This window comes from Azospirillum sp. TSH64 (genome assembly GCF_003116035.1).
In the GTDB taxonomy this organism is placed as follows: Bacteria; Pseudomonadota; Alphaproteobacteria; order Azospirillales; family Azospirillaceae; genus Azospirillum.
On sequence record NZ_LGQW01000002.1, the window covers coordinates 65,910 to 88,410 of the forward strand.

Sequence of the window (22,501 nt, forward strand, 5' to 3'; positions counted from 1 at the left end):
AGCCATGCCCGACACGCAAATGCCCGAAGCAGGGGTGCCCGAAATCGACAGCCGGGACGCAGCACCGGCGGAGACCGGCCGCGAGGTCGTGCCGGCCAAGGCCGAGCCCCCGCCCGCTCCCGCCCCTGCGCGCCGTCGCCCTGCCCTGCCCGCCCCGTCGTCCCCGCCGCCGGGCTTCGCGCTGGACTATCTGCCGGACGGGGCGGCCATCGAGCATGCGCCGCTGCCGCGGGCGGCGCGCTCCACCCTCTATGTGCTGGCCGGGCTGCTTGTGGCGCTGGTGCTGTGGGCCGGCTTCGCCCAGGTCGACCGCATCGTCACCGCCGGCGGCCGGCTGGTGACCACCGCACCGCTGGTGGTGGCCCAGCCGCTGGAGACCGCGGTGGTGCGCGGCGTCGACGTGCAGGTCGGCGACTTTGTCCGGGCCGGCGACCGTCTGGCGACGCTCGACCCCACCTTCGCCGCGGCGGATCTGGCCGACCTGACCGCCAAGCTCGCCAGCGTCGAGGCGCAGATCGGCCGGCTGCGCGCCGAACTGGACGGCGGCGATTTCATTCCCGCCAACAACCCGGATGCGGCGGTGCAGGCCGCCATCCTCGAGCGCCGCCGCGCCGAATACCGCTCCCGCCTCGCCTCGCTCGACGAGAAGGCAGGCCAGCTGGACAGCGCCATCGCCGCCGGCCGCCGCGCCCAGGCCGGGCTTGCCGAGCGCCTCGCCGTGGTGGGCGAGGTCGAGGATATCCGCCGCCAGCTTCAGGAGCGCCAGACCGGGTCCCGCCTGACCTGGCTGGAGGCGCGGGTCGAGCGGCTGCGCATGCGCGATGAGCTGACCGCCCTCCAGGACCGCGAGCAGGCGAGCGCGCACGAGCTGCGCGGCGTCCAGGCCGACCGCGCCGCCTTCATCGACGAATGGAGGCGCAAGACGGCGGAGGAACTGGTGGAGCAGACCCGCCAGCGGGCCACGCTGGTCGAGCAGATCGCCAAGGCCGAGCGCCGCCGCTCGCTGGTCACCCTGACCGCCCCGGTCGACGCGGTGGTGCTGGAGGTGGCCAAGCGCTCCGTCGGTTCCGTCATCCGCGAGGCCGAGCCGCTGGTCACCCTGGTTCCCGCCGACGTGCCGCTGGAGGTGGAGGCGGAGATCCCGTCGCGCGACATCGGTCTGGTCCGTGTCGGCGACTTCGTGCGGGTGAAGCTCGACGCCTTCCCCTTCCAGCGCCACGGCACCCTGCCCGGCGAGATCCGCACCATCAGCGCCGACGCCTTCACCCACGATCCCTCGGGCGCCCAGGCCGCCGCCGCCATCAACCCGGACGGCCCCCGTCCAACTGCCGGCGCCGTCTTCCGCACCCGCATCCGCCTGACCGACACCCGGCTGGAGGGGGTGCCCGCCGGCACGCTGCTCAGCCCCGGCATGGTCGCCTCGGCCGAGATCCGCGTCGGCACCCGTTCGGTCCTGTCCTACTTCCTCTACCCCGTCATCCGCGCCCTGGACGAAAGCATCCGCGAGCCGTAACGGGCCGGGTCCGTCCCCAGCCCCTTCCCTGCCGCGTCAAAGTTTCCAAGTGGCGCCTGTCCGGCGGATGGGGTACCCACCCACCAGCCCATTCAGCGACAGGTCTGGTGATGCAGCGGATAGGTCCTTTCCTCTTTGCCGTCCTGGCAACCATCTCGGCGTTCTTTCTGGTCTGGAGCCTTCCGCCCTTCCAGACCGCCGACGAGCCCGCCCACATCTACCGGGCCAACATGATCACCCACGGCTTCTGGGTGGCCGCCAAGGTCCAGACCGACGGCCGGATCGCGGCGGGCGGCCCGTCCGACCTCGCGATCATCGAGGCCTATTTCCCCTTCCACCATGTTCCCTTCAAGCCCGACGAGAAGGCCAACCTGGAGGATTTCGCCAAGTCCTTCACCGCCCGCTGGGACGGCCGGGTCTTCAACGTCGCGGCGGAGAACACCGCCCCCTACCCGCCCTTCTTCTACCTGCCGCAGGCCGCCGCCATCGCCGTCGGCAAGGCCATCGACCTGCCGGTGGTGCAGACGCTGTATCTGGCGCGGGCGGCCAACGCGCTGACCTGCATCGCCGTCGGCTTCTTCGCCCTGCTGCTGGCCGGCCGGGCGCATCTGCCGCTGTTCGCGGTGCTGCTGCTGCCGATGTCGGTCTCGCTCTACGCTTCGATGAGCCAGGACGGGCTGGTGATCACCGTCACGGCACTCGGCATCGCCTTCCTGGCCCGGGCGCTGTCGGAAGGCCGGCCGCTGCGCAGCGCGGAGGTCTGGGCCAGTGCGGTCTGCTTCGCCCTGGTGGGCATGACCAAGCAGCCCTACGCCCTGCTCTGCCTGATGCCCCTGGCGGTCCCGGCCGAGCGGGCGGCGGTGAAGCGCCTCGCGGTCGCCGCCTCGCTGGCCGCCGCCGTCGGCTGGGCGGTGTGGATGGCGCTTGCCGTGCAGACCCCGCTGATCCGCCAGGACGCCCCGACCGACGCCATGGGGCAGCTCCGCTTCCTGCTGGGCGACCCGCTGGCCGTCCTCATCATCGCGGTGAAGACCTTCCAGGTCTGGGGCAACGAGTATTACCAGCAGTTCGTCGGCATCCTCGGCTGGGTCGATACAAGGCTGCCCAGGCCCTATTACGCCGCCGCCTATCTGGTCCTGCTGCTGTCCTTCCTGCCGCTGCTGCTCGGCCGCCGGGCGGTGGACTGGTATTCCGGCGCGCCGGCGCGGGCCTCGGCGGTGACCGCGGCCATCGTGCTGGCGACCGGGGCGCTGCTGTTCGGGGCGCTCTACATGGTGTGGACGCCGGTCGGCCAGCTGTGGGTCGACGGCGTGCAGGGACGCTATTTCCTGCCGTTGGCGGCCCTGCTGCCGCTGGCCTTCGCCAGCGGCCGGCAGGAGGCGGGAGCCGGCTGGTCCTCCGGTGTCGCGGGCGTGCTTGAGCGCGGCCTGACCTGGATGGTCTGGCTCTTCCCGATCGTCAGCATCCTGGTGGTCCAGCGCACCGTCATCCTGCGCTACTACCTCGACTAGCACGTCCCCACTCCCCATCCGGCCCGCCCATCGGGGTGGGCCGGGGCGTTGGAGGCCGTTCCAATGATGTCGCCCGTTCGGCGGAAAAGCCCGCAGTGCAGCATGGGCGGGCGACTATCTTCCGACTCTGCCCCAATCGGCCCCAATCGAAGACGAAGAGCGGACATGACCACGAGCGACAACGCGACCGTGCTGGTGACCGGCGGCGCCGGCTATATCGGCTCCCATGTGGTGCTGGCCCTGCGCGACCAGGGACGCGCCGTCGTGGTGCTGGACGATCTCTCCACCGGCCGGCGCTCGGCCCTGCCCGATGGGGTGCCGCTGGTCGAGGGCGATGTCGGCGACAAGGCCCTGCTGGCCGACATTTTCGCCCGCCACGGCATCGGCACCGTGATGCATTTCGCCGGCAGCATCGTCGTGCCGGAATCGGTGGAGCGGCCGCTCGCCTACTACCGCAACAACACGGTGAAGAGCCACGCCCTGGTGGAGGCCTGCGTCGAGGCCGGGATCGGCCGCTTCATCTTTTCCTCCACCGCCGCCGTCTACGGCATGCCGGAGCGGCTGCCCATCGACGAGCAGACGCCGACCAGCCCGATCAACCCCTACGGCTCCTCCAAACTGATGACGGAATGGATGCTGCGCGACACCGCGGCGGCGCACGATCTGAGGTATGTGGCGCTGCGCTACTTCAACGTCGCCGGCGCCGATCCGCAGGGCCGCTCCGGCCAGGTGTCGAAGGTCGCCACCCATCTGATCAAGATCGCCGCCCAGACCGTCACCGGCCAGCGGGCGGAGCTGCAGATCTTCGGCGACGACTACGACACGGCGGACGGCACCTGCGTGCGCGACTACATCCATGTCAGCGACCTCGCCGACGCCCATGTCGCCGCACTCCGCCATCTGGAGGCGGGCGGTGCGTCCGAGGTGATGAACTGCGGCTACGGCCGCGGCTATTCGGTGCGCGAGGTGCTGGCGATGGTGGAGTGGGTGACCGGCAAGCCGCTGCCGATGCGCATCGGCCCGCGCCGCGCCGGCGATCCTCCGGCCCTGGTGGCGGGCGTCGAGCGCATCGGCCGCACGCTCGACTGGACGCCGCGCCACGCCGACCTGGAGACCATCGTCGCCTCGGCGCTTGCCTGGGAGGAGCGGCTGGTCCGATAAGGAAGCCCGCTCTCCCGCAAGGGAGAGCAGGTTTTTCCCTCAGGCGAAGAAGCGCCCGCGGAAATAGGCGATGGTGCGGTCCAGCCCCTCGTCCAGCGGCACGGCCGGTTCCCACTGCATCATGGCGCGGGCCTTGGCGATGTCGGGGCGGCGCTGCTTGGGGTCGTCCTGCGGCAGCGGCATGTGCTCGATCGTCGAGGCCGAGCCGGTCAGGCGGATCACCTTCTCCGCCAGCTCCAGCATGGTGAACTCGCCGGGGTTGCCCAGGTTGATCGGGCCGGTGGCGCCGGCCGGCGTGTCCATGAAGCGCAGGAAGCCTTCGATCAGGTCGTCGACGTAGCAGAAGGAGCGCGTCTGCTGGCCGTCGCCGTAGATGGTGATCGGCTCGCCCTTCAGCGCTTGGATGATGAAGTTTGACACCACGCGCCCGTCGCTGGGGTGCATGCGCGGGCCGTAGGTGTTGAAGATGCGGATGACCTTGATGTCCAGCCGGTGCTGGCGGTGATAGTCGAAGAACAGCGTCTCAGCGCAGCGCTTGCCCTCGTCGTAGCAGGCGCGCGGGCCGATGGTGTTCACGTTGCCCCAATATTCCTCGGGCTGCGGATGCACCGCCGGGTCGCCATAGACCTCCGAGGTCGAGGCCTGCATGATCCGCGCGTGCACCCGCTTGGCCAGCCCCAGCATGTTGATGGCGCCGATGACCGAGGTCTTGGTCGTCTGGACGGGGTCGTGCTGGTAATGGATCGGCGAGGCCGGGCAGGCGAGGTTGTAGATCTCGTCGACCTCGACATAGAGCGGAAACGTCACGTCGTGGCGCATCAGCTCGAAATGCGGGTCGTCCAGCAGGTGCAGGACGTTGTCGCGGCTGCCGGTGAAGAAGTTGTCGACGCACAGCACGTCGTTGCCGGCCGCCAGCAGCCGCTCGCACAGATGCGAGCCCAGGAAGCCGGCGCCGCCGGTGACGAGGACACGCTTGCGGTTCGTCAGGGCCTGCATGGCGTCCATCCTGTCCGGTCGGCCAGTTTGTCCGGCTGGAACGGCATCAGCCCAGCAGCCCGAGCAGATAGCGCCCGTAGTCGTTCTTCTTCAGCGGTTCCGCCAGACGGCGGACCTGCTCGGCGTCGATCCAGCCGGAGGTGTAGGCGATCTCCTCCGGGCAGGCGATCTGCAGGCCCTGGCGGTGCTGGATGGTGCGGACGAACTCCGCCGCCTCCAGCAGGCTGTCGTGGGTGCCGGTGTCGAACCAGCCATAGCCGCGGCCCATCTGCTCGACCGACAGTTTGCCGAGATCGAGATAGGCGGCGTTGACCGAGGTGATCTCCAGCTCGCCTCTGGCCGACGGCTTCACCGCCGCGGCGATGTCCAGCACCTCGTTGTCGTAGAAGTAAAGCCCGGTCACCGCCCATTTGGAGCGCGGGGCGACCGGCTTCTCCTCGATGCTCAGCGCCCGGCCTTGCGCGTCGAACTCCACCACGCCGTAGCGCTCGGGGTCGCGCACGGCATAGGCGAAGACGCTGGCGCCCTCGGTCTTCTCGCCGGCGGCGCGCAGGATGTTGGTCAGGCCGTGGCCGTAGAAGATGTTGTCGCCGAGGACCAGCGCGCAAGCATCGTTGCCGACGAACTCGCGGCCGATGATGAAGGCCTGGGCCAGCCCGTCGGGCGAGGGCTGGATGGCATAGGTCAGGTTCAGGCCCCACTGCGACCCGTCGCCCAGCACCGTCTGGAACAGCGGCTGGTCGTGCGGGGTGGTGATGACCAGGATGTCGCGGATGCCCGCCAGCATCAGGGTGCTGAGCGGGAAATAGATCATCGGCTTGTCGTAGATCGGCAGCAGCTGCTTGCTGATCGCCCGCGTCACCGGGTAGAGGCGGGTGCCGGACCCGCCGGCCAGGATGATGCCCTTCATGGTCTTACGCCCTCACGCCTGCGGCGGGTTGGTGAACAGCTCGTCGATCACGCGGTCGACGCTCTCCTGCCACGGCGGGCAGGACACGCCGAGACGCTCCCTGGCGCGCCCACAGTCCAGCCGCGAATTGGCCGGGCGGCGTGCCGGGGTCGGGTAGTCGGCCGTGCCGATGGCGGTCAGGCGCGGCCGCTTGCCGGTGCGCTCCTCCAGCCGTTGGAAGATGTGCTCGGCGAACTCGTGCCAGGTGGTGTAGCCGCTGCCGGTCAGGTGGTAGGTGCCCCAGGCGGCGCTGCCGGTCTTCTTGATCGTTCCGGCGATCTGCACGATGGCGGCGGCGAGGTCGGCGGCGGCGGTGGGCGAGCCGTGCTGGTCGGCGACCACCCGCATCTCCTCGCGCTCCTTGCCGAAGCGCAGCATCGTCTTGATGAAGTTGTTGCCGTAGGCGCTGTAGACCCAGGAGGTGCGCAGGATGACGTGCTGCGGCGTCGCCGCGCGCACCGCCTCCTCGCCCGCCGCCTTGCTGGCGCCATAGACGCCCAGCGGGTTGATCGGGTCGTCCTCGGTGTAAATCCCGTCCTTCGTCCCGTCGAACACATAGTCGGTCGACACATGGATGAAGGGGATGCCGCGCGCGGCGCAGGCCGCCGCCATGGCGCCCGGCCCGTCGCGGTTGATGGCGAAGGACAGGTCGACCTCGCTCTCGGCCTTGTCGACGGCGGTGTGGGCGGTGGCGTTGACCAGCAGGTCCGGCGCGTGGGCGGCGACCGCCTTCTCCACGTCGCCCGGCCGGGTCACGTCGAACTCGGGATAGGGCAGGCCGACCACATCGGTGCCCGGTGCCCATTGGGCCCGCATCAGTTCGAAGCCGAGCTGGCCGTTGCTGCCCAGGACGAGAACCTTCATTGCGCGGCCCCCTCTTCCTTCAGGCCGAGCCGCTCGCCCTGATAGGAGCCGTTGAGGATGGCCTGCCACCAGTCGCGGTTCTCCAGATACCAGGCGACCGTCTTGCGCAGGCCGCTCTCGAAGGTCTCCTGCGGGGTCCAGCCCAGCTCGCGCTCGATCTTGCCGGCGTCGATGGCATAGCGCTTGTCATGGCCGGGGCGGTCGGTGACGAAGCTGATCAGCCGGTCGTGCGGGGCGCCGGCCGGGTCCATCTCGTCCAGATGCGCGCAGATGGCGCGGACGACCTCCAGGTTGGTGCGCTCGTTATGGCCGCCGATGTTGTAGCTCTCGCCGACCTTGCCCTTCTCCAGCACCAGCCGCAGGGCGCGGGCATGGTCCTCGACATAGAGCCAGTCGCGGATGTTGTCGCCCTTGCCGTAGACCGGCAGCTTCTCGCCCGCCAGACCCTTCAGGATCATCAGCGGGATCAGCTTCTCCGGAAAATGGTAAGGGCCGTAGTTGTTGGAGCAGTTGGTCAGCACCACCGGCAGCCCGTAGGTCTCGTGCCAGGCGCGGACCAGATGGTCGCTCGACGCCTTGCTGGCCGAATAGGGCGAGTTGGGGCTGTAGGCGGTGGTCTCGGTGAAGAAGCCGTCGTCGCCCAGCGTGCCGAACACCTCGTCGGTCGAGATGTGGTGGAAGCGGAAGCGCTCCTTGCGCTCCGCCGGCAGGGCCGACCAGTAGCCGCGCGCCACTTCCAAGAGGCGGAAGGTGCCGACCACGTTGGTCTGGATGAACTCGCCCGGCCCGTCGATCGAACGGTCGACATGGGATTCGGCGGCCAGATGCATCACCGCGTCGGGCTGGTGGGTGTCGAACACCCGCCGCAGCTCGGCGGCGTCGCAGATGTCGACCTTCTCGAAGGCGTAGCGCGGATTGCCCTCGGCCCCCGGCAGCGAGGACAGGTTGGCCGCGTAGGTCAGCTTGTCGACATTGACGACGAAGGCGTCGGTTTCGGCGAGAAGCTGGCGGACCACCGCCGAGCCGATGAAACCGGCGCCGCCGGTGACGAGAATGCGCGTCATCAAACCACCTTACCGCCGAGAAAGCGGGGCCGCCCGCGGCCCCCCGTTGTGCGAAGAATGTCGTCTTGAGGCCCGGAACCGCCGTCAGAACAGGTCGGTCAGCTGCGCCAGGGTCGGATGCTTGTGGTCCTTGTCCGACAGCCGGGCCTTGTCCGCCGACACCGGCCAGTCGATGCCGAGCGCAGGGTCGTTCCACAAGAGGCCGCGGTCATGCTCGGGCGAATAATAGTTGGTCACCTTGTAGATGACCTCGGTGTCCGGCTCCAGCGTGCAGAAGCCGTGGGCGAAGCCGACCGGCACCAGGATCTGGTTCCACTCCGCCGCACTGATCACCGCGCTGACATGCCGGCCGAAGGTGGGGGAGCCCTTCCGGATGTCGACCGCCACGTCCAGGATGGCGCCGCGCACCACCCGCACCAGCTTGTCCTGGGCAAAGGGCGGCAGCTGGAAATGCAGGCCGCGGATGGTGCCGACCTCGGCCGACAGCGACTGGTTGTCCTGGACGAAGTCGTAATGCAGCCCGGCCGCCTCGAAGGTCTTCTTGGTGTAGGTCTCCGAGAAGAAGCCGCGATGGTCGCCGAACTTCTTCGGGCGGATGATCTTAACGTCGGGAATGTCGAGGGAGACGACGTCCATGGCTCAGATGCTTTCCTTCAGGCGCTCTTTGCGCAGCTCGGGGCAGGACTTGCGCAGCCAGGGCTTGACCGTGCGCGGCGGGAAGGCCAGCCCGAAATTCTCGGCGTCCAGCGTCAGGTTCGGGTTGTAATAGGGGTCGTCCAGCAGGCTGTCGCCCCAGCGCTCCTGCATGTAGGCCACCTCGCCCATGAAGCGCTTGACCTTGTCGGGGGCGGTGTCCGGCCCGCGCGAGGCCGATTCCAGATGGTACAGCTCGGCGAACGGCGTCCAGACGACCAGATGGCCCGCCTCGCGGATGCGCAGGCAGAAATCGACGTCGTTGAAGGCGACGGCCAGCTTCTCGGAATTCAGCCCGCCGACCTCGTCGAAGATCTCCTTGCGCAGGATCAGGCAGGCGGCGGTGACGCAGGACAGGTCCTGGGTCAGCTGGGCCCGGCTGAAATAGCCGTAGGCGTCGCGGGTCAGGCCCTTGTGGACATGGCCGGCCACGCCGCAGATGCCGGTGACGACGCCGGCATGCTGGATGGTGCCGTCGGCGTAATAGAGCTTGGCGCCGACGGCGCCGACCTCCGGCCGCAGGGCGTGGGAGACCATCTCGGCCAGCCAGCCCGGCTCCATCACCTCGATGTCGTTGTTGATCAGGCCCAGCACCGTGCCGGTCGCCTCGGCGGCGGCGAAGTTGTTGATCGAGGAGTAGTTGAAGGGCGCCTTGTAGGTCAGCACCCGCACCCGCGGCTCGTCCTTCAGCGTGTCGAAATAGGCGAAGGTCGCCGCTTCCTCGCTGTTGTTGTCGACGATCAGGATCTCAAGGTCCGGATAGTCGGTGCGGTGCAGCAGCCCGTCGACGCAGCCCTTCAGCAGATCGGCCTTGTCGCGCGTCGGCACGATCAGCGACACCCGCGGCAGCTTGGCCGGCAGGGCGTAGCGGATGCGGGTGAAGCGGGCGGTCGACGGCGAGGTCTCGACCGTGGCGTCGATTCCGCGGCGCTGGAAATGCTCGGTCAGCGCCTTGTGGGCGGCGGCGGTGGCGCGCGGCAGATCGACGGTGGAGAAGGCCGCGGATTCCGGGAAGACGCGCCAGTGGTAGAGGATCGCCGGGATGTGGCGGATGCGCGCCGGTTCCGTCGCCTCGACCGCGCGCAGGGTCAGGTCGTAATCCTGGCTGCCCTCGAATCCCAGGCGGAAGCGCCCGGCCCGCTCGATCAGCGAGCGGCGGAAGACGCCCAGGTGGTTGACCATGTTCTGGCCGTGCAGCAGGTCCAGGTTGAAGCCGGACTTGAAATGCGGGTCGTAGCGCTCGCCGTCCGCATCGATCTTGTCCTCGTCGGAATAGAGGATGTCGGTGTCGGGATGCTGCGCCAGCTCGGCGGCGACGGTGTAGAGCGCGTGCGGCGGCAGCCGGTCGTCATGGTCCATCAAGGCCACGAAATCGCCGGTCGCCAGATCCAGCGCGCTGTTGCTGGCGGCGGAGATGTGGCCGTTGGTCTCGCGCCGGACGATCTTGATCCGGTTGTCGCGCGCCTTGTACTCGGCCAGCACCTTGCTCACGTGGGGGGCGGTGGAGGCGTCGTCGGCGATGCACAGCTCCCAGTCCGGGTAGAACTGGGCCAGCACGGAGTCCAGCGCCTCGCGCAGGTAGGGCTCCGGCGTGTTGTAGACCGGCATGACGACGGAGAAGCGCGGGCGCGCCGGCAGGCGGGCGATGTCGGCCTTGATCGCCGCCGCGTCCTCCGGCGTCAGGGTGTCGTACATCCGCACCCACGACTTGTAGTCGGCCGACCAGCGGTTCGGCTGCAGCTCCTGCAGGACGCGCTGCTTGGTCGCCTGCCAGCCGTGGCGGCGCAGGTAGTCCAGCACGCGCGCCGGCTGGTTCTGCCGGACATAGTCGACCAGGATGTTGGTCTTGCCGATCTCGCGGATGGTGAAGTCGGCGATCTCGAAGGACACCGGCCGGGTGGCCGGGTCGAAGCGCAGCGCCTTGACCGTCTGCGGCAGCAGGGCGAGCTGGCGGAACTCGCCCACCGTGTCGACCGGCAGGCGGATCATCGTCCGCTCGTCGAAGCCGTTGCCGTCGTCGACATAGATCACCGGCACCAGCGGGGCCGAGGCGCGGACCACCCGGTAGGAGATCACGCACCAGTGGCCGGGCAGCCGGCCGCGGTCGGAACGCAGCAGGAAGGCGGGGTCGCTGCCGGTCGCCTCGTAGCCGCCCTGCGGGCTCGGCACCACGTCGTGCAGCGGCTCCAGCGTGATGCTGTGCAGGCGGCGGCGGTAGAAGCGCCCGGCCTGCTGGGTCAGGCGGCCCAGCTTGCGCACCGGCGCCGACAGCTTCCAGGAGGTCGAGTTGACCAGGCTGTGGATGTGCTGGTCGCGGCTGGCCACCACGCCGTGCAGATGGGCGATGGCCTGTTCGCGGGCGACCAGTTCGCGGGCATGGGCGGCGAGGTTGCGCTCGCGGTCGGCCAGCTCGTGCTCGCGCTCGGCCAGCTCCTGCGCCATTCCGGCGAGCGCATCGCCCTGGCGGCGGATTTCGGCCTGATGGTCGCCGAGCCAGCCCTGGATGACGCCGATGTCGCGGTCGCGCGTCGCGATCATGCCCTTCAGATCTTCGCTGTGGGCGATCTGGTCGTCCAGCACCTTGCGGACCATCGCCACCTCGGTGCGCAGGTGTTTCTCCTGCTCTTCCAGGCGCTGGATGGTCTCGGTCTCGATGGCGGCGTCGCCCAGCCGGTCGAACCAGCTGCGGACGGCCCGCAGCCCCTCGCCGCCGGCCTTCTGCACGGCGAACAGCTCGCGCACCGCGTCCGGCAGATCCTCGCCGACGCCCAGCACGCCGAGGCCGTTGGAATGCAGGAAGCTGAAGGACGGGCGGTCGCGGGTGATCTCGTCCCACAGGCGCCAGACGCCGAAATCGTCCTTGCGCACGTTGATGTCGTGGAACAGCACAACGCCGCGGCGGCTCATCTTCGGCAGCCACGTCTCGAAATCGTGGCGCACCGCCTCGTAGGTGTGCAGCCCGTCGATGTGCAGCAGGTCGACGCTGCCGTCGGCGAAATGGAGCAGCGCGTCGTCGAAGGTCATCCGCAGCAGGCGCGAGAAGCCGGCATAGCGCGGGTCATGATAGGCGGCGAGCGTGTTGTAGATGTCGTCGCCGTAGAAGCCGGCCTGCGGGTCGCCGGCCCAGGTGTCGACGGCGTAGCAGGAGGTCGGCAGCCCGACATGGCGGACCGCCTGGCAGAAGGCGGCATAGGAGTTGCCGGTGTGCGTTCCCAGCTCCACCAGGCTGTCCGGGCGGAGCGCCTCGACGATCCAGAAGGCGAAGGGGACATGGCCGAGCCAGGAGGCCGGCGCCGTGACGAGATCCGGGGTCAGGAGCGTGATCGGCCGGCAGATGCGACGGAGAGCGTCCGATCCCTGGTCCTTCAAAAACGAATCCACCTGTGCCTCTTCTTCTGCCTGGCTTCGCGGCGGGGAGCGGTCCATCGGGACACCGTTTCAGGCCCGGCGGACGGTCCCGTCACAGCCGCCGACACACATACGCTGACACCAAGCCGGAATGCAAGCCGCTGTCCGGAGCCCGCTTTGCGGCGTCAAACAATGCCTGGAACTGCGGTTTTCCTGCCTCAGTCCGGGGGGATCCGCGCCCTGTCGCTATTTTGTCGCGGGTGCCGTTTGGGAGGTTGCCCGGGGTGCCGCCTGAGGGGATGAGGCCCCCTCCGCCTCCAGCGTGATCGCCAGCATCGGCATGCCGACCAGCCCGCGCACGACGTGGCTGGCATGGACCTTGAAGAACAGCGCGTCCTCGACCCAATGATGCTGGACGTGGTCCTCCTGCGTGCCCTCGGCGAGCGCCACGGTGATGGAGAAGTCGCCGCTGGGCAGGTAGGGCATCTGGAAGCGGAAGCGGGCGGCGAAGTCCTGCCCGGCCGGGATGGTGACGGGGTCGAGCTGGTAGCTGAGGAAGGTGTTGTCGCCGAACAGGTTCTGGCCCAGCTTGTCCTTCACGTAGAAGCCGACGATGGGGCGGTAGACCTGCTGCTCGGCCCGGCAGTCCACCTTCAGCACGATGACCTCGCCGCCCTCCAGCACGCTGAGCGGCTGTTCCTCGGCGTCCAGGATCGAGACGTTGGCGATGGTGGCGCCGCGGTTGCCGAACCAGGGGCCGCTGTCGTTGAAGTCGAACAGCTCGATGGCGTTGCGGAGCTGCGAGCCCTTCAGCAGCTCGGCGCGGGCGTCCTCCACCGGCTCCTCGCGCTTGGCCTGGGGCAGCGCCTGGCGCGCCCCGCCGATGCGGAAGCCGCGCGAGGTGTCCTGGTCGCTGTAGAGCGCCGCCAGATAATCGTGGCAGACTTCCCGTGCCGGGCCGATGGCCCGCACCGACCCGTTGTCCAGCCAGACCACCCGGTCGCAGAGGTTCACCACCTGTCCGGTGTCGTGCGACACGAAGAACAGGGTGCCGCGCTCCTTGAAGCGGTGGATGAAGCGCATGCATTTCTGGGTGAAGGACGCGTCGCCGACCGCCAGGATCTCGTCGACGATCATGATGTCGGCGTCGACATGCGCCGCCACCGCGAAGGCGAGGCGGGCGTACATGCCGCTGGAATAGAGCTTCACCGGCTGTTCGATGAAGTCGCCGATGCCCGCGAACTCGGCGATGGACTCGTAGCGCTGGGCGATCTGTTCGTTCGACAGGCCCAGCACCGAGGCGGCGAGATAGACGTTCTCGCGCCCGGTGAATTCGGGGTTGAAGCCGGCGCCCAGCTCCAGCAGCGCCGCGATGCGCCCGTCCACCGCGATGCGGCCGGAGGTCGGTGTCAGCGTGCCGCAGAGAAGCTGGAGGAAGGTCGACTTGCCCGAGCCGTTGCGGCCGATCAGCCCGACGGTCTCGCCGCGGCGGACCTCCAGGTCGACGCCGCGCAGCGCCCAGTACTCGTCGTAATATTTGCGCCGGCCGCGCACCAGCATCTGCTTCAGCCGGTCCTGCGGGCGCTTGAAGATGGCGTAGGCCTTGCCCAGCCCCTCGGCGCGGATGACGATAGGGGTGTCGGCGGCGGGAGTCTCAGACGACATCGGCGAACCCCCGGCGGGTCTTCATGAACCAGAGATAGCCGAGCCACGCCACCACCCAGGCGCCCAGCGTCGCCAGACCCCACTCGAGCGGCGACGGGATGCGGCCCCAGAACAGCAGGTCCTTCGACTGCTCCAGGATCGCGGTCATCGGATTGAGGTGCAGGATGGCGCGGAAGCGCTCGGGGATCGCGGTCATCGGATAGAAGATCGGGCTGAGGAACATCAGCACGGTGACGGCCACCCCCACCACCTGCCGCAGGTCGCGCAGGAACACGCCGGCGGCGGCGAAGAACCAGCTGAGCCCCAGCGTGGTCAGGCACAAGGGTACCAGGATCAGCGGCAGCAGCAGCGCCGTCGGCGGCGGCAGCCCGGCCACCATCAGATGGAAGACCACCAGGATGACGAAGCCGATGCCGGCATTGAACAATGCCACCGCCAGCGACACCAGCGGCAGGATCTCCAGCGGGAAGACCACCTTCTTGATGTAGCTGACATTCTCCAGCAGGAGGCCGGGCGCCCGGCTCAGGCATTCGCCCAGCACGTTGAACAGGATCAGGCCGGAGAACAGCAGCAGGGCGAATTCCGTGTTGCTGCCCCCCGTCGCCCCCCAGCGCGCCTGGAACACCACCGAGAAGACGAAGGTGTAGACCGCCAGCATCAGGATCGGGTTCAGCACCGCCCAGACGATGCCCAGCACGGACCCGCGGTACCGGGCGTCGATCTCCCGCCGGGCCAGCCGCAGGATCAGCGACCTGTGATGCCAGGCGGTCTGGAAAAGGGCAAAGGGACCGGCGCCGAAACCCGCTACCGTAGGGTTCCCCGACTGAGAGTTAAACAATTTAGAGTATTCCCCGTCTGCGGCCGACCGACCATAACCCCCGCTCCGGCGGCGTTCAAGCGAAAGCATCGGCCCGGCCGGAGGGGTGGCGGAAGAGCGCGGAAGAGGCGGTCCGGTCCGAAAAAGAGCGGGTGGGGGAACGGACCTTTGGTTTCCCTCGTTTACCCGAAAGATCGGAGAGGTAGTGAAGCGGTCCAGGAATTTTCGTTATCACGAAGGAAAACAACAAAATAAACATTCGAGTAATTCGTGCCGTACGGGCTAGTTCTACAGATAAAGCAGGAGAATGCCGCCCTATGCGTATCAGTAAATGACGAGTACCGATCAAACGTGACTTCTCTATTGTGAAGATAGGGACATGCCTTCTCATGTAGTTTCTACGTAGCCTTTGGTCAAACATTGAGGATTGCATCCGTATATTTGTAAGACCATGGGGTTAGATCCGGATGAGATCTAAAAAAGCTTATCTGGCAGGACCATAACTAGCCTGGAGAGAGGGCGCTTGGCCGATTTTCAGGAAAGACGCACCGATTGCCGGGTTCACGGGAAAAACGGATCGCCCGGGGACAGGGTGACGCAAAAGGAGGCTGTTGTGTTTTGGAATGGAAAGACCCTGGCAGCCGATCACTATGCCACATCGTTAAGACATCATTTCGGTGACGGTGCGGTTCATCGTCTTCAAAAAGAGATCGGGTTCGTCGGGAAACGGCTTCTTCGACTTCCAAGCACAGAAAGATCGGCCTTCTTCGACCCCTGGTTTACCGAGGAGAACGCCCGCCATCTGCGCTCGGTCGCCCGATCCGTCCGCGGGATGACGTCCGATGCGCCGGCCCCGGCCCTGGCGTCCGCCCCCCGCATCGTCTTCCTGCATGGCGTGATGCCGCGCAGCGGCACCAACTATCTCCAGAGCCTGCTGGAGCTGCATCCCGACGTGCTGGTCAATCCCTACGGCATCCGCGAGCTTCCCTTCCTGAACACGCTGGAGGATGCGCGGACCTACGAGGGGCGCTTCCTGCGTCTTTACCGGCGCAACCGGGAGTCGTTCAGCGATCTGGAAACCTTCTGCTACATGGTGAACGGCTTCCTGCGCCGGATCGAAGCCGAGTTCCCGGCCGGCAAGACGGTGGTGATCAAGTCGCCCCACACCCGGATGATGCGCTATTTCCCCTACCTGTTCCCGGCGGAACGCTGCCTGATCGTGCTGCGCGACGGTCGCCGCGCCGTGCAGTCCACCATCGACACCTGGCCGCTGCGCTTCCTGGGCCGGACCTTCGCCGACGTCTGCCGGGAATGGAGCTTCGGCACCGAGGCGGCGCTGGAGGCGCAGAGCCGGATGAGCGCCGACGCCTGCCGGCTGGTCCGTTTCGAGGATGCGGTGGCCGCTCCCGACGGCACGGCCCGCGACCTCATGCGCTTCCTGGATTTGGACGAGGGCCGCTATCCGTTCGAGCGGATCGGCGACCTTCCCATCCTGGGATCGTCCCGCGCCTCGCGCAGCAACGGCGAGGTCAGCTGGACCCCCGTCAGCAAACCCGAAGGCTTCGACCCGTCGAAGCGCCCGATCCAATGGTCGCGCAAGCGTCTGACCGTGTTCGACGCCGTGGCCGGAGACATGCAGAAGAAGGCCGGCTATGCTGCTTGATCCACTGTTCGACACCCGTCCCGCGGCCAGGGATCTCCCCCAGCCCGCTCCCGCTTCCGGTGTTGAGGACGCGCTGCCCGCCATCCTGACCACGCCGGCCCGCCTCACCCACCTGCAAAGGCTGGAGGCGGAGAGCATCCACATCATGCGCGAGGTGGCGGCCCAGTTCCACAAGCCGGTCATGCTCTATTCGGTGGGCAAGGACAGCTCGGTCCTGCTGCATCTGGCGATGAAGGCCTTCTATCCGTCGAAGCCGCCCTTCCCGCTGCTGCATGTCGACACGACCTGGAAATTCCGGGAGATGATCGAGTTCCGCGACCGCATGGCGCAGGATCTCGGGCTGGACCTGACGGTCCACATCAACCGGGACGGCGTGCGGCAGGGCATCGGCCCGGTCAGCCACGGCTCGGCCGTCCACACCGACGTGATGAAGACGCAAGCGCTCAAACAGGCGCTCGACGCCCACGGCTTCGACGCCGCCTTCGGCGGGGCGCGCCGCGACGAGGAGAAGAGCCGCGCCAAGGAGCGCATCTTCTCCTTCCGCACGGCCACCCACCGCTGGGAGCCGAAGAACCAGCGGCCGGAGCTGTGGAACCTCTACCAGGGCCGCATCCACAAGGGCGAAAGCATCCGCGTCTTCCCGCTGTCGAACTGGACCGAGCTGGACATCTGGCAATACATCCACCAGGAGGCCATCCCGGTGGTGCCGCTCTATTTCGCCAAGCCGCGCCCGGTGGTGGAGCGCGACGGCACGCTGATCATGGTCGACGACGACCGGCTGCCGCTGAAGCCCGGCGAGGTGCCGGAGATGGCCTGGGTGCGTTTCCGCACGCTCGGCTGCTATCCGCTGACCGGGGCCGTGCGCAGCACCGCCGCCACCCTGCCCGAGATCATCCGCGAGATGCTGCTGTCCACCGGTTCGGAACGGCAGGGCCGGGTGATCGACCAGGATGCCGCCGCCTCGATGGAAGCGAAGAAGCAGGAAGGCTACTTCTGATGCTGACGGATCTCGACCCCATCGCCACCGCTCCTGCGGATGCCGCCCCCTCCGATGCCGCCAATGAGGTGCAGGTGTATCTCGCCCGCCAGAACGGCAAGGACCTGCTGCGCTTCATCACCTGCGGCTCGGTGGACGACGGCAAGTCGACGCTGATCGGCCGGCTGCTCTACGACTGCAAATGCCTCTTTGAGGACCAGCTGGCCAGCCTGGAGGCGGATTCGGGCCGCTTCGGCACCACCGGTGCCGGCCAGCTCGACCTCGCGCTGCTGGTCGACGGGCTGGCGGCGGAGCGCGAGCAGGGCATCACCATCGATGTCGCCTACCGCTTCTTCACCACCGAGCGCCGCAAGTTCATCGTCGCCGACACGCCGGGCCACGAGCAGTATACCCGCAACATGGTCACCGGCGCGTCCACCGCCGACGCCGCGGTCCTGCTTGTCGATGCGCGCAAGGGCGTGCTGACCCAGACCCGGCGACACAGCACCATCGTTTCGCTCCTGGGCGTGCGCCATGTCGTGCTGGCGGTCAACAAGATGGACGCGGTCGGTTGGAGCCGCGAGACCTTCGAGCGGATCGCCGCCGACTACCGCGTCTTCGCCCAGCGCATCGGCATCGACGAGGTCACCTGCATCCCGGTCTCGGCGCTCACCGGCGACAACGTCACCAAGCCGTCGGACGCCATGGGCTGGTACGGCGGCCCCACCCTGCTCGGCCATCTGGAGAGCGTCGACGCCGCGGCGGAGGAAAAGCTCGGCGCCTTCCGCATGGCGGTGCAGTGGGTCAACCGGCCCAACCAGGATTTCCGCGGTTTCTGCGGCACGGTGGCCGGCGGCGCGCTGCGCGTCGGCGACGAGGTCGCCATCCTGCCCGGCGGGCGGACCAGCCGGGTGGCCCGGATCGTCACCATGGACGGCGATCTGGAGACGGCGCAGCCCGGACAGGCGGTCACGCTGGTGCTGGCCGACGAGGTCGATGCCAGCCGCGGCGACATGATCGCCGCCGCCACCGGCCGTCCGGAGGTGGCCGACCAGTTCGCGGCGCATGTGGTGTGGATGGACGAGCAGCCGCTGCTGCCCGGCCGCTCCTACCTGCTGCGCGCCGGCACGGCGACGGTCGGCGCCCAGGTGACCGAGCTGAAGCACGCCATCAACGTCAACACCCAGGAGCATGCCGCCGCCAAGCATCTGGATCTCAACGACGTCGGCTTCTGCAATCTGGCGCTCGACCGGCCGATCCCGTTCGACGCCTATGCCGACAGCCGCGAGACCGGCAGCTTCATCCTGATCGACCGGCTGACCAACGCCACCGCCGGCTGCGGCATGATCCGCTTCGGCTTGCGCCGGGCGTCGAACATCCACCGCCACGCCTCGAAGCTGGACAAGGCGGCGCGGGCCGGCGGGCTGCAGAAGCCCTGCGTGCTGTGGTTCACCGGCCTGTCCGGCTCCGGCAAGTCCAGCGTCGCCGACCGGCTGGAGCAGGAGCTGCACCGTCTCGGCCGCCGCACCATGATCCTCGACGGCGACAATGTCCGCCACGGGCTGAACCGGGATCTGGGCTTCACCGACGAGGACCGGGTGGAGAACATCCGCCGCGTCGCCGAAGTGTCGAAGCTGATGGTGGACGCCGGGCTGATCGTGCTGGTCAGCTTCATCTCCCCCTTCCGCGAGGAGCGCCGGATGGCGCGCTCCCTGGTGGAGGAGGGCGAGTTCCTGGAGATCTTCATGGACACGCCGCTGGAGGTCTGCGAGGCCCGCGACCCCAAGGGGCTCTACCGGAAGGCGAGAGCCGGCCAGCTCCCCCACTTCACCGGCATCGACAGCGCCTACGAGCCGCCGGACGCGCCGGAGATCATGTTGAAGGGCGCCGAACAGACCGCCGACGAGATGGTCGCCCAGGTGATCGGGGAGCTGCGGCGGCGCGAGGTGATCTGAGGGCGCTGGATCCTTGGTGCGCTGATGGATTGTTCGACAAGATAGACACGGATGTCACGGATTTGAACACGGATTACACGGATGTTTTCCGAGACGTAGATGACGTCTGCAAAACACGGCTTCTGCAAGTAGAAGAAATATCCGTGTAATCGGTGCCTAAATCCGTGACATCCGTGTCTATCTTTTCCGACATCATTCGGCTTCCTTGGAAAACAGTGTTGTAAACCCTTGTGATCATAGGGGAGGTCGTCAACCCGCCCCCTCCACCACCTCCCGCGCCCGCCGCAGGTCGGCGACGAAGTCGCGGTAGGCCTGCTCCGCCTCCTCGCCCGCCGGCAGGCGCAGCAGGTAGGAGGGGTGGACGGTGACGAATCCCTCCCAATCGCCGAACCCCATCGGCCCGCGCTCCCGCAGAACCGAGACGCTGCGCCCGCTCAGCGCCAATGCCGCGGTGGCGCCCAGCGTCACCACCAGGCGCGGGCGGACGAAGGCCAGCTCCTTCATCAGCCACCAGCGGTAATGCTTCACCTCGCCGGCGGTCGGCGACTGGTGCAGGCGGCGCTTGCCGCGGGCGACGAACTTGAAATGCTTGACCGCGTTGGTCAGGTAGGCGGCGCTGCGCTCGATCCCGGCCTCCTCCAGCGCGCGGTCCAACAGCTGGCCGGCCGGGCCGACGAAGGGCCGGCCTTCCATGTCCTCCTGGTCGCCGGGCTGCTCGCCGACGATGGCGATGGCGGCCTCCTCCGGCCCTTCGCCCAGCACCGCCTGCGTCGCCCCCGGCACCAGCGGGTCCGCCGCCCGGATGATGCGGTTCAGCTCGGCCAGCGTCGCCGGTTCCTGCCGGGCCATGGCGGCGACGGCCTTGTCGGGGTTGCGGCGGCGGGGGGCCGCGGCCTCCGCCTCGATCATCGCCTGCACCCGCGCAGGCGCGGAGCGGATCATCGCCGGGATCGCCGCGGCCTCCGGCAAATTGGCCCAGTATTTCCGCGGCATCTCCGCCCGCATCGCCGTCGGGTTCACCCGCGCGGGATTGAAGGTGCTCTCGTAATAGCGCTGCCAGCCTTCGGCGAAGCGGTCGTCGCGGTCGAGCCCCTCCGGCCTCAAAGCCGCCGGCCCGACCGTCAGCGAGCGCCGGTCCCAATGCAGAGATCCCACCGGCGTCAGGATCGTCCAGACCAGGCTCTCGAACCGTTCGACGAAGAAGGGCGCGGTCGCCTCGACGATGAAATGGTCGGGCTCGAACCACGCGACGTAGCGCTCCCCGCCCCGATCTTCGGAGTTGGCCGGATCCCGAACCTCGCGGAAGCGCAGGAAGGCGTGCATCTTGTGCAGGTCGCGCCGCACCGCCTTGTCCAGCAGCGCCAGCCGGTGGATCAGCGGGTCGGCATGATGGTCGAGGATGTCGCGCTCCCCCCGCACCACCCGCCGGACCAGCCGGTGCAGCAGGGCATAGCGCTCCGGATCGCGGTGGCAGACCACGCTTTCGATCAGCGCCCCCACCGGGCGCGGCAGCGGAACCGGCGGCGCGTCCGCCGGCAGCGGAGCCGTATCGCCGAACAGCGACGGCGTCGCCCCGCCGCTCCACACCACCGCGTCCGGTTCGACATCGAGCGCGACCAGCCCGCGCAGCGCGCGGCGGAAGCCATCCAGATCGGCGCCGTCCTTCAACTCCACATGCCGCATGGCTCAACCCCTCAGAACAGGCTGAGCTGCTTGGGCGGCGCCACCAGCCGCTGCCGCAGGTCGGCGCGGTCGGTCAGCCCGCCCGGATGGTGGTCGGCGGCGATCAGGAAGGCGCGCGCCCGCTTCAGTCCCGACGACAGCCGCGCCACATCCTCCAGCCGCAGGGTGGTGTGGCGCCGCGCCTCGACGATCTTGTCGACCGCCCGCGCCCCCAGCCCCGGCACGCGCAGCAGCATCTCGCGGTCGGCGCTGTTCACGTCCACCGGGAAGCGCTCGCGGTTCTTCAGGGCCCAGGCCAGCTTGGGGTCGATGCCCAGATCCAGCATGCCGCCCTCGCCCCCGGCGGCGATCTCGTCCACGGTGAAGCCGTAATAGCGCAGCAGCCAGTCGGCCTGGTACAGCCGGTTCTCGCGCTGGAGCGGCGGCGGCTTGGCCGGCAGGGCGGAACTCGCCTCCGGGATCGGGCTGAAGGCGGAATAATAGACCCGGCGCAGCCCGTAGCGGCGATAGAGCGTGTCGCTGGTCTCCAGCACCGACAGGTCGGTCGAGGCGTCGGCGCCGACGATCATCTGGGTGCTCTGCCCGGCGGGGGAGAAGCGGCGCTTTTCCTCCTTGGCCTCCAGGATGCGTTCGCCGACCTGCCCCATCACCGCCTTGATCGAGCTGCCGTCCTTCTCCGGCGCGAACTGCTTCAGGCTGCGGTCGGAGGCCAGTTCGAGGTTGATCGACAGCCGGTCGGCCCACAGCCCGGCCTGCTCGATCAGCCAGGGGCTGGCCTCCGGGATCGTCTTCAGATGGATGTAGCCGGCGAAGCCATGGTCGCGCCGCAGCGTGCGCGCCACCAGCATCAGCTGCTCCATCGTGTGGTCGGGCGAGCGGATGATGCCGGAGGACAGGAACAGCCCTTCGATGCAGTTGCGCTTGTAGAAGCCCAGCGTCAGCTGCACCACCTCGTCGACGCTGAAGCGCGCGCGCCGCACGTTGGAGGACCGGCGGTTGATGCAGTAGGCGCAGTCGAACAGGCAGTAGTTGGTCAGCAGGATCTTGAGCAGCGAGACGCAGCGCCCGTCCGGCGTATAGGCGTGGCAGATGCCGGCCCCGGTGGTCGAACCGATGCCGTCCGGCCCGCCCGTCCGCCGCTTCGCCCCCGACGACGCGCAGGAGGCGTCGTATTTCGCCGCATCCGCCAGGATCTCGAGTTTGTCGAGCAGCGCGTCATCCACTGTGATGGCTTCCCTCTTCCTTCCAGATGTTCGCAATATGTTCTTATCTAAGGAAAAGGCAAGCGGGGTGTCTTGAAAGCGGGCCGGAACGGGGCCACGTGCTCTACAACCGGATCCGGGCCCCTCTGGCGACTTAGACGTGGTCGCGATGTCGGATCTCTTCACCTGCTCTTGCGCCGACGGGCGTGACCGCACTTGGAGGGACTGATGCCCTTGCCCCTGAGACAACGCCTCCGGCCTCCGGCATTCCCCGCTCCCGACCTTCCCCGTCGCGCGCCGCCCCTCCGGCGCGCCGCACGGCTTTGCCACCGCTCCGGGTGGGCGGCTTTGCCGCCCTCTGGGCGGCCGGCTCCGTGCGCCTGCGGGGCGCCGGGGCCAGGGCCAGGGCCGAGACCCTGAAATCTTCCCCCGCCTCATTCC

General features: G+C 68.2%; 16 protein-coding genes. 6 read left to right on the plus strand and 10 right to left on the minus strand.

From position 1 onward, the window contains the following. The first annotated feature begins 4 nt into the window (after positions 1-4). The 3 genes from TSH64_RS00610 (at position 5) to galE (ending at position 4,185) form a co-directional block, all read left to right on the plus strand. Entirely contained in the window at positions 5-1,513 is a 1,509-nt protein-coding gene (locus TSH64_RS00610) for an HlyD family type I secretion periplasmic adaptor subunit (protein ID WP_109095225.1), read from the plus strand. Between the two features lie 110 nt (positions 1,514-1,623). Next, positions 1,624-3,024 (plus strand): DUF2142 domain-containing protein, encoded by a 1,401-nt coding sequence (locus TSH64_RS00615; protein ID WP_109095226.1) that lies wholly within the window; start codon positions 1,624-1,626, stop codon positions 3,022-3,024. A 165-nt stretch (positions 3,025-3,189) separates the two neighbouring features. After that, positions 3,190-4,185: a UDP-glucose 4-epimerase GalE gene (galE, locus tag TSH64_RS00620; RefSeq protein ID WP_109095227.1), complete on the plus strand. Its 996-nt coding sequence runs from the start codon at positions 3,190-3,192 to the stop codon at positions 4,183-4,185. 39 nt (positions 4,186-4,224) lie between these two features. On the opposite strand, the gene TSH64_RS00625 is transcribed toward galE, so the two are convergent. From TSH64_RS00625 to TSH64_RS00660, 8 genes are all read right to left on the minus strand, one after another. Further along, positions 4,225-5,181 (minus strand): UDP-glucuronic acid decarboxylase family protein, encoded by a 957-nt coding sequence (locus tag TSH64_RS00625; protein ID WP_199237387.1) that lies wholly within the window; start codon positions 5,179-5,181, stop codon positions 4,225-4,227. 46 nt (positions 5,182-5,227) lie between these two features. Then, positions 5,228-6,091: a glucose-1-phosphate thymidylyltransferase RfbA gene (gene rfbA / locus TSH64_RS00630; RefSeq protein ID WP_109095228.1), complete on the minus strand. Its 864-nt coding sequence runs from the start codon at positions 6,089-6,091 to the stop codon at positions 5,228-5,230. 12 nt (positions 6,092-6,103) lie between these two features. Beyond that, a complete protein-coding gene (gene rfbD / locus TSH64_RS00635) occupies positions 6,104-6,994 on the minus strand; it encodes a dTDP-4-dehydrorhamnose reductase (RefSeq protein ID WP_109095229.1) in 891 nt (296 codons plus the stop codon). After that, the gene (gene rfbB, locus TSH64_RS00640; protein WP_109095230.1) at positions 6,991-8,058 is read right to left on the minus strand and encodes a dTDP-glucose 4,6-dehydratase; all 1,068 of its coding nucleotides are present in this window, start codon (positions 8,056-8,058) and stop codon (positions 6,991-6,993) included. The genes rfbD and rfbB overlap by 4 nt, the downstream gene beginning before the upstream one ends. An 84-nt stretch (positions 8,059-8,142) precedes the next feature. Continuing rightward, entirely contained in the window at positions 8,143-8,694 is a 552-nt protein-coding gene (gene rfbC, locus TSH64_RS00645) for a dTDP-4-dehydrorhamnose 3,5-epimerase (RefSeq protein WP_109095231.1), read from the minus strand. A gap of 3 nt (positions 8,695-8,697) precedes the next feature. Then, positions 8,698-12,132, minus strand: a complete 3,435-nt coding sequence (locus TSH64_RS36545) for a glycosyltransferase (RefSeq protein ID WP_282188089.1) — start codon at positions 12,130-12,132, stop codon at positions 8,698-8,700. 213 nt (positions 12,133-12,345) lie between these two features. Beyond that, positions 12,346-13,764, minus strand: a complete 1,419-nt coding sequence (locus TSH64_RS00655) for an ABC transporter ATP-binding protein (protein WP_109095233.1) — start codon at positions 13,762-13,764, stop codon at positions 12,346-12,348. Beyond that, positions 13,754-14,602, minus strand: coding sequence for an ABC transporter permease (locus TSH64_RS00660; protein ID WP_199237388.1), 849 nt, complete (start codon positions 14,600-14,602; stop codon positions 13,754-13,756). Before TSH64_RS00660 ends, TSH64_RS00655 begins: the two co-directional genes overlap by 11 nt. An 811-nt stretch (positions 14,603-15,413) precedes the next feature. Here TSH64_RS00660 and TSH64_RS00665 point away from each other — a divergent pair. The 3 genes from TSH64_RS00665 to cysN are packed head-to-tail and all read left to right on the plus strand — an operon-like array spanning position 15,414 to position 19,175. Next, positions 15,414-16,244 carry a sulfotransferase gene (locus TSH64_RS00665; protein ID WP_109095234.1) on the plus strand — a complete coding sequence of 277 codons (831 nt, stop codon included), beginning with the start codon at positions 15,414-15,416 and terminating at the stop codon, positions 16,242-16,244. After that, the gene (cysD, locus tag TSH64_RS00670; protein WP_282188090.1) at positions 16,234-17,241 is read left to right on the plus strand and encodes a sulfate adenylyltransferase subunit CysD; all 1,008 of its coding nucleotides are present in this window, start codon (positions 16,234-16,236) and stop codon (positions 17,239-17,241) included. Before TSH64_RS00665 ends, cysD begins: the two co-directional genes overlap by 11 nt. Next, a complete protein-coding gene (gene cysN, locus TSH64_RS00675; protein WP_109095235.1) occupies positions 17,241-19,175 on the plus strand; it encodes a sulfate adenylyltransferase subunit CysN in 1,935 nt (644 codons plus the stop codon). Before cysD ends, cysN begins: the two co-directional genes overlap by 1 nt. Before the next feature lie 249 nt (positions 19,176-19,424). Here the strand turns inward: cysN and TSH64_RS00680 are convergent, their stop codons facing one another. Then, complete coding sequence (locus TSH64_RS00680) at positions 19,425-20,858, minus strand: UdgX family uracil-DNA binding protein (RefSeq protein WP_109095236.1); 1,434 nt, start codon at positions 20,856-20,858, stop codon at positions 19,425-19,427. Between the two features lie 11 nt (positions 20,859-20,869). Further along, entirely contained in the window at positions 20,870-22,081 is a 1,212-nt protein-coding gene (locus TSH64_RS00685; RefSeq protein ID WP_109095237.1) for a putative DNA modification/repair radical SAM protein, read from the minus strand. Positions 22,082-22,501 lie beyond the last annotated feature (420 nt).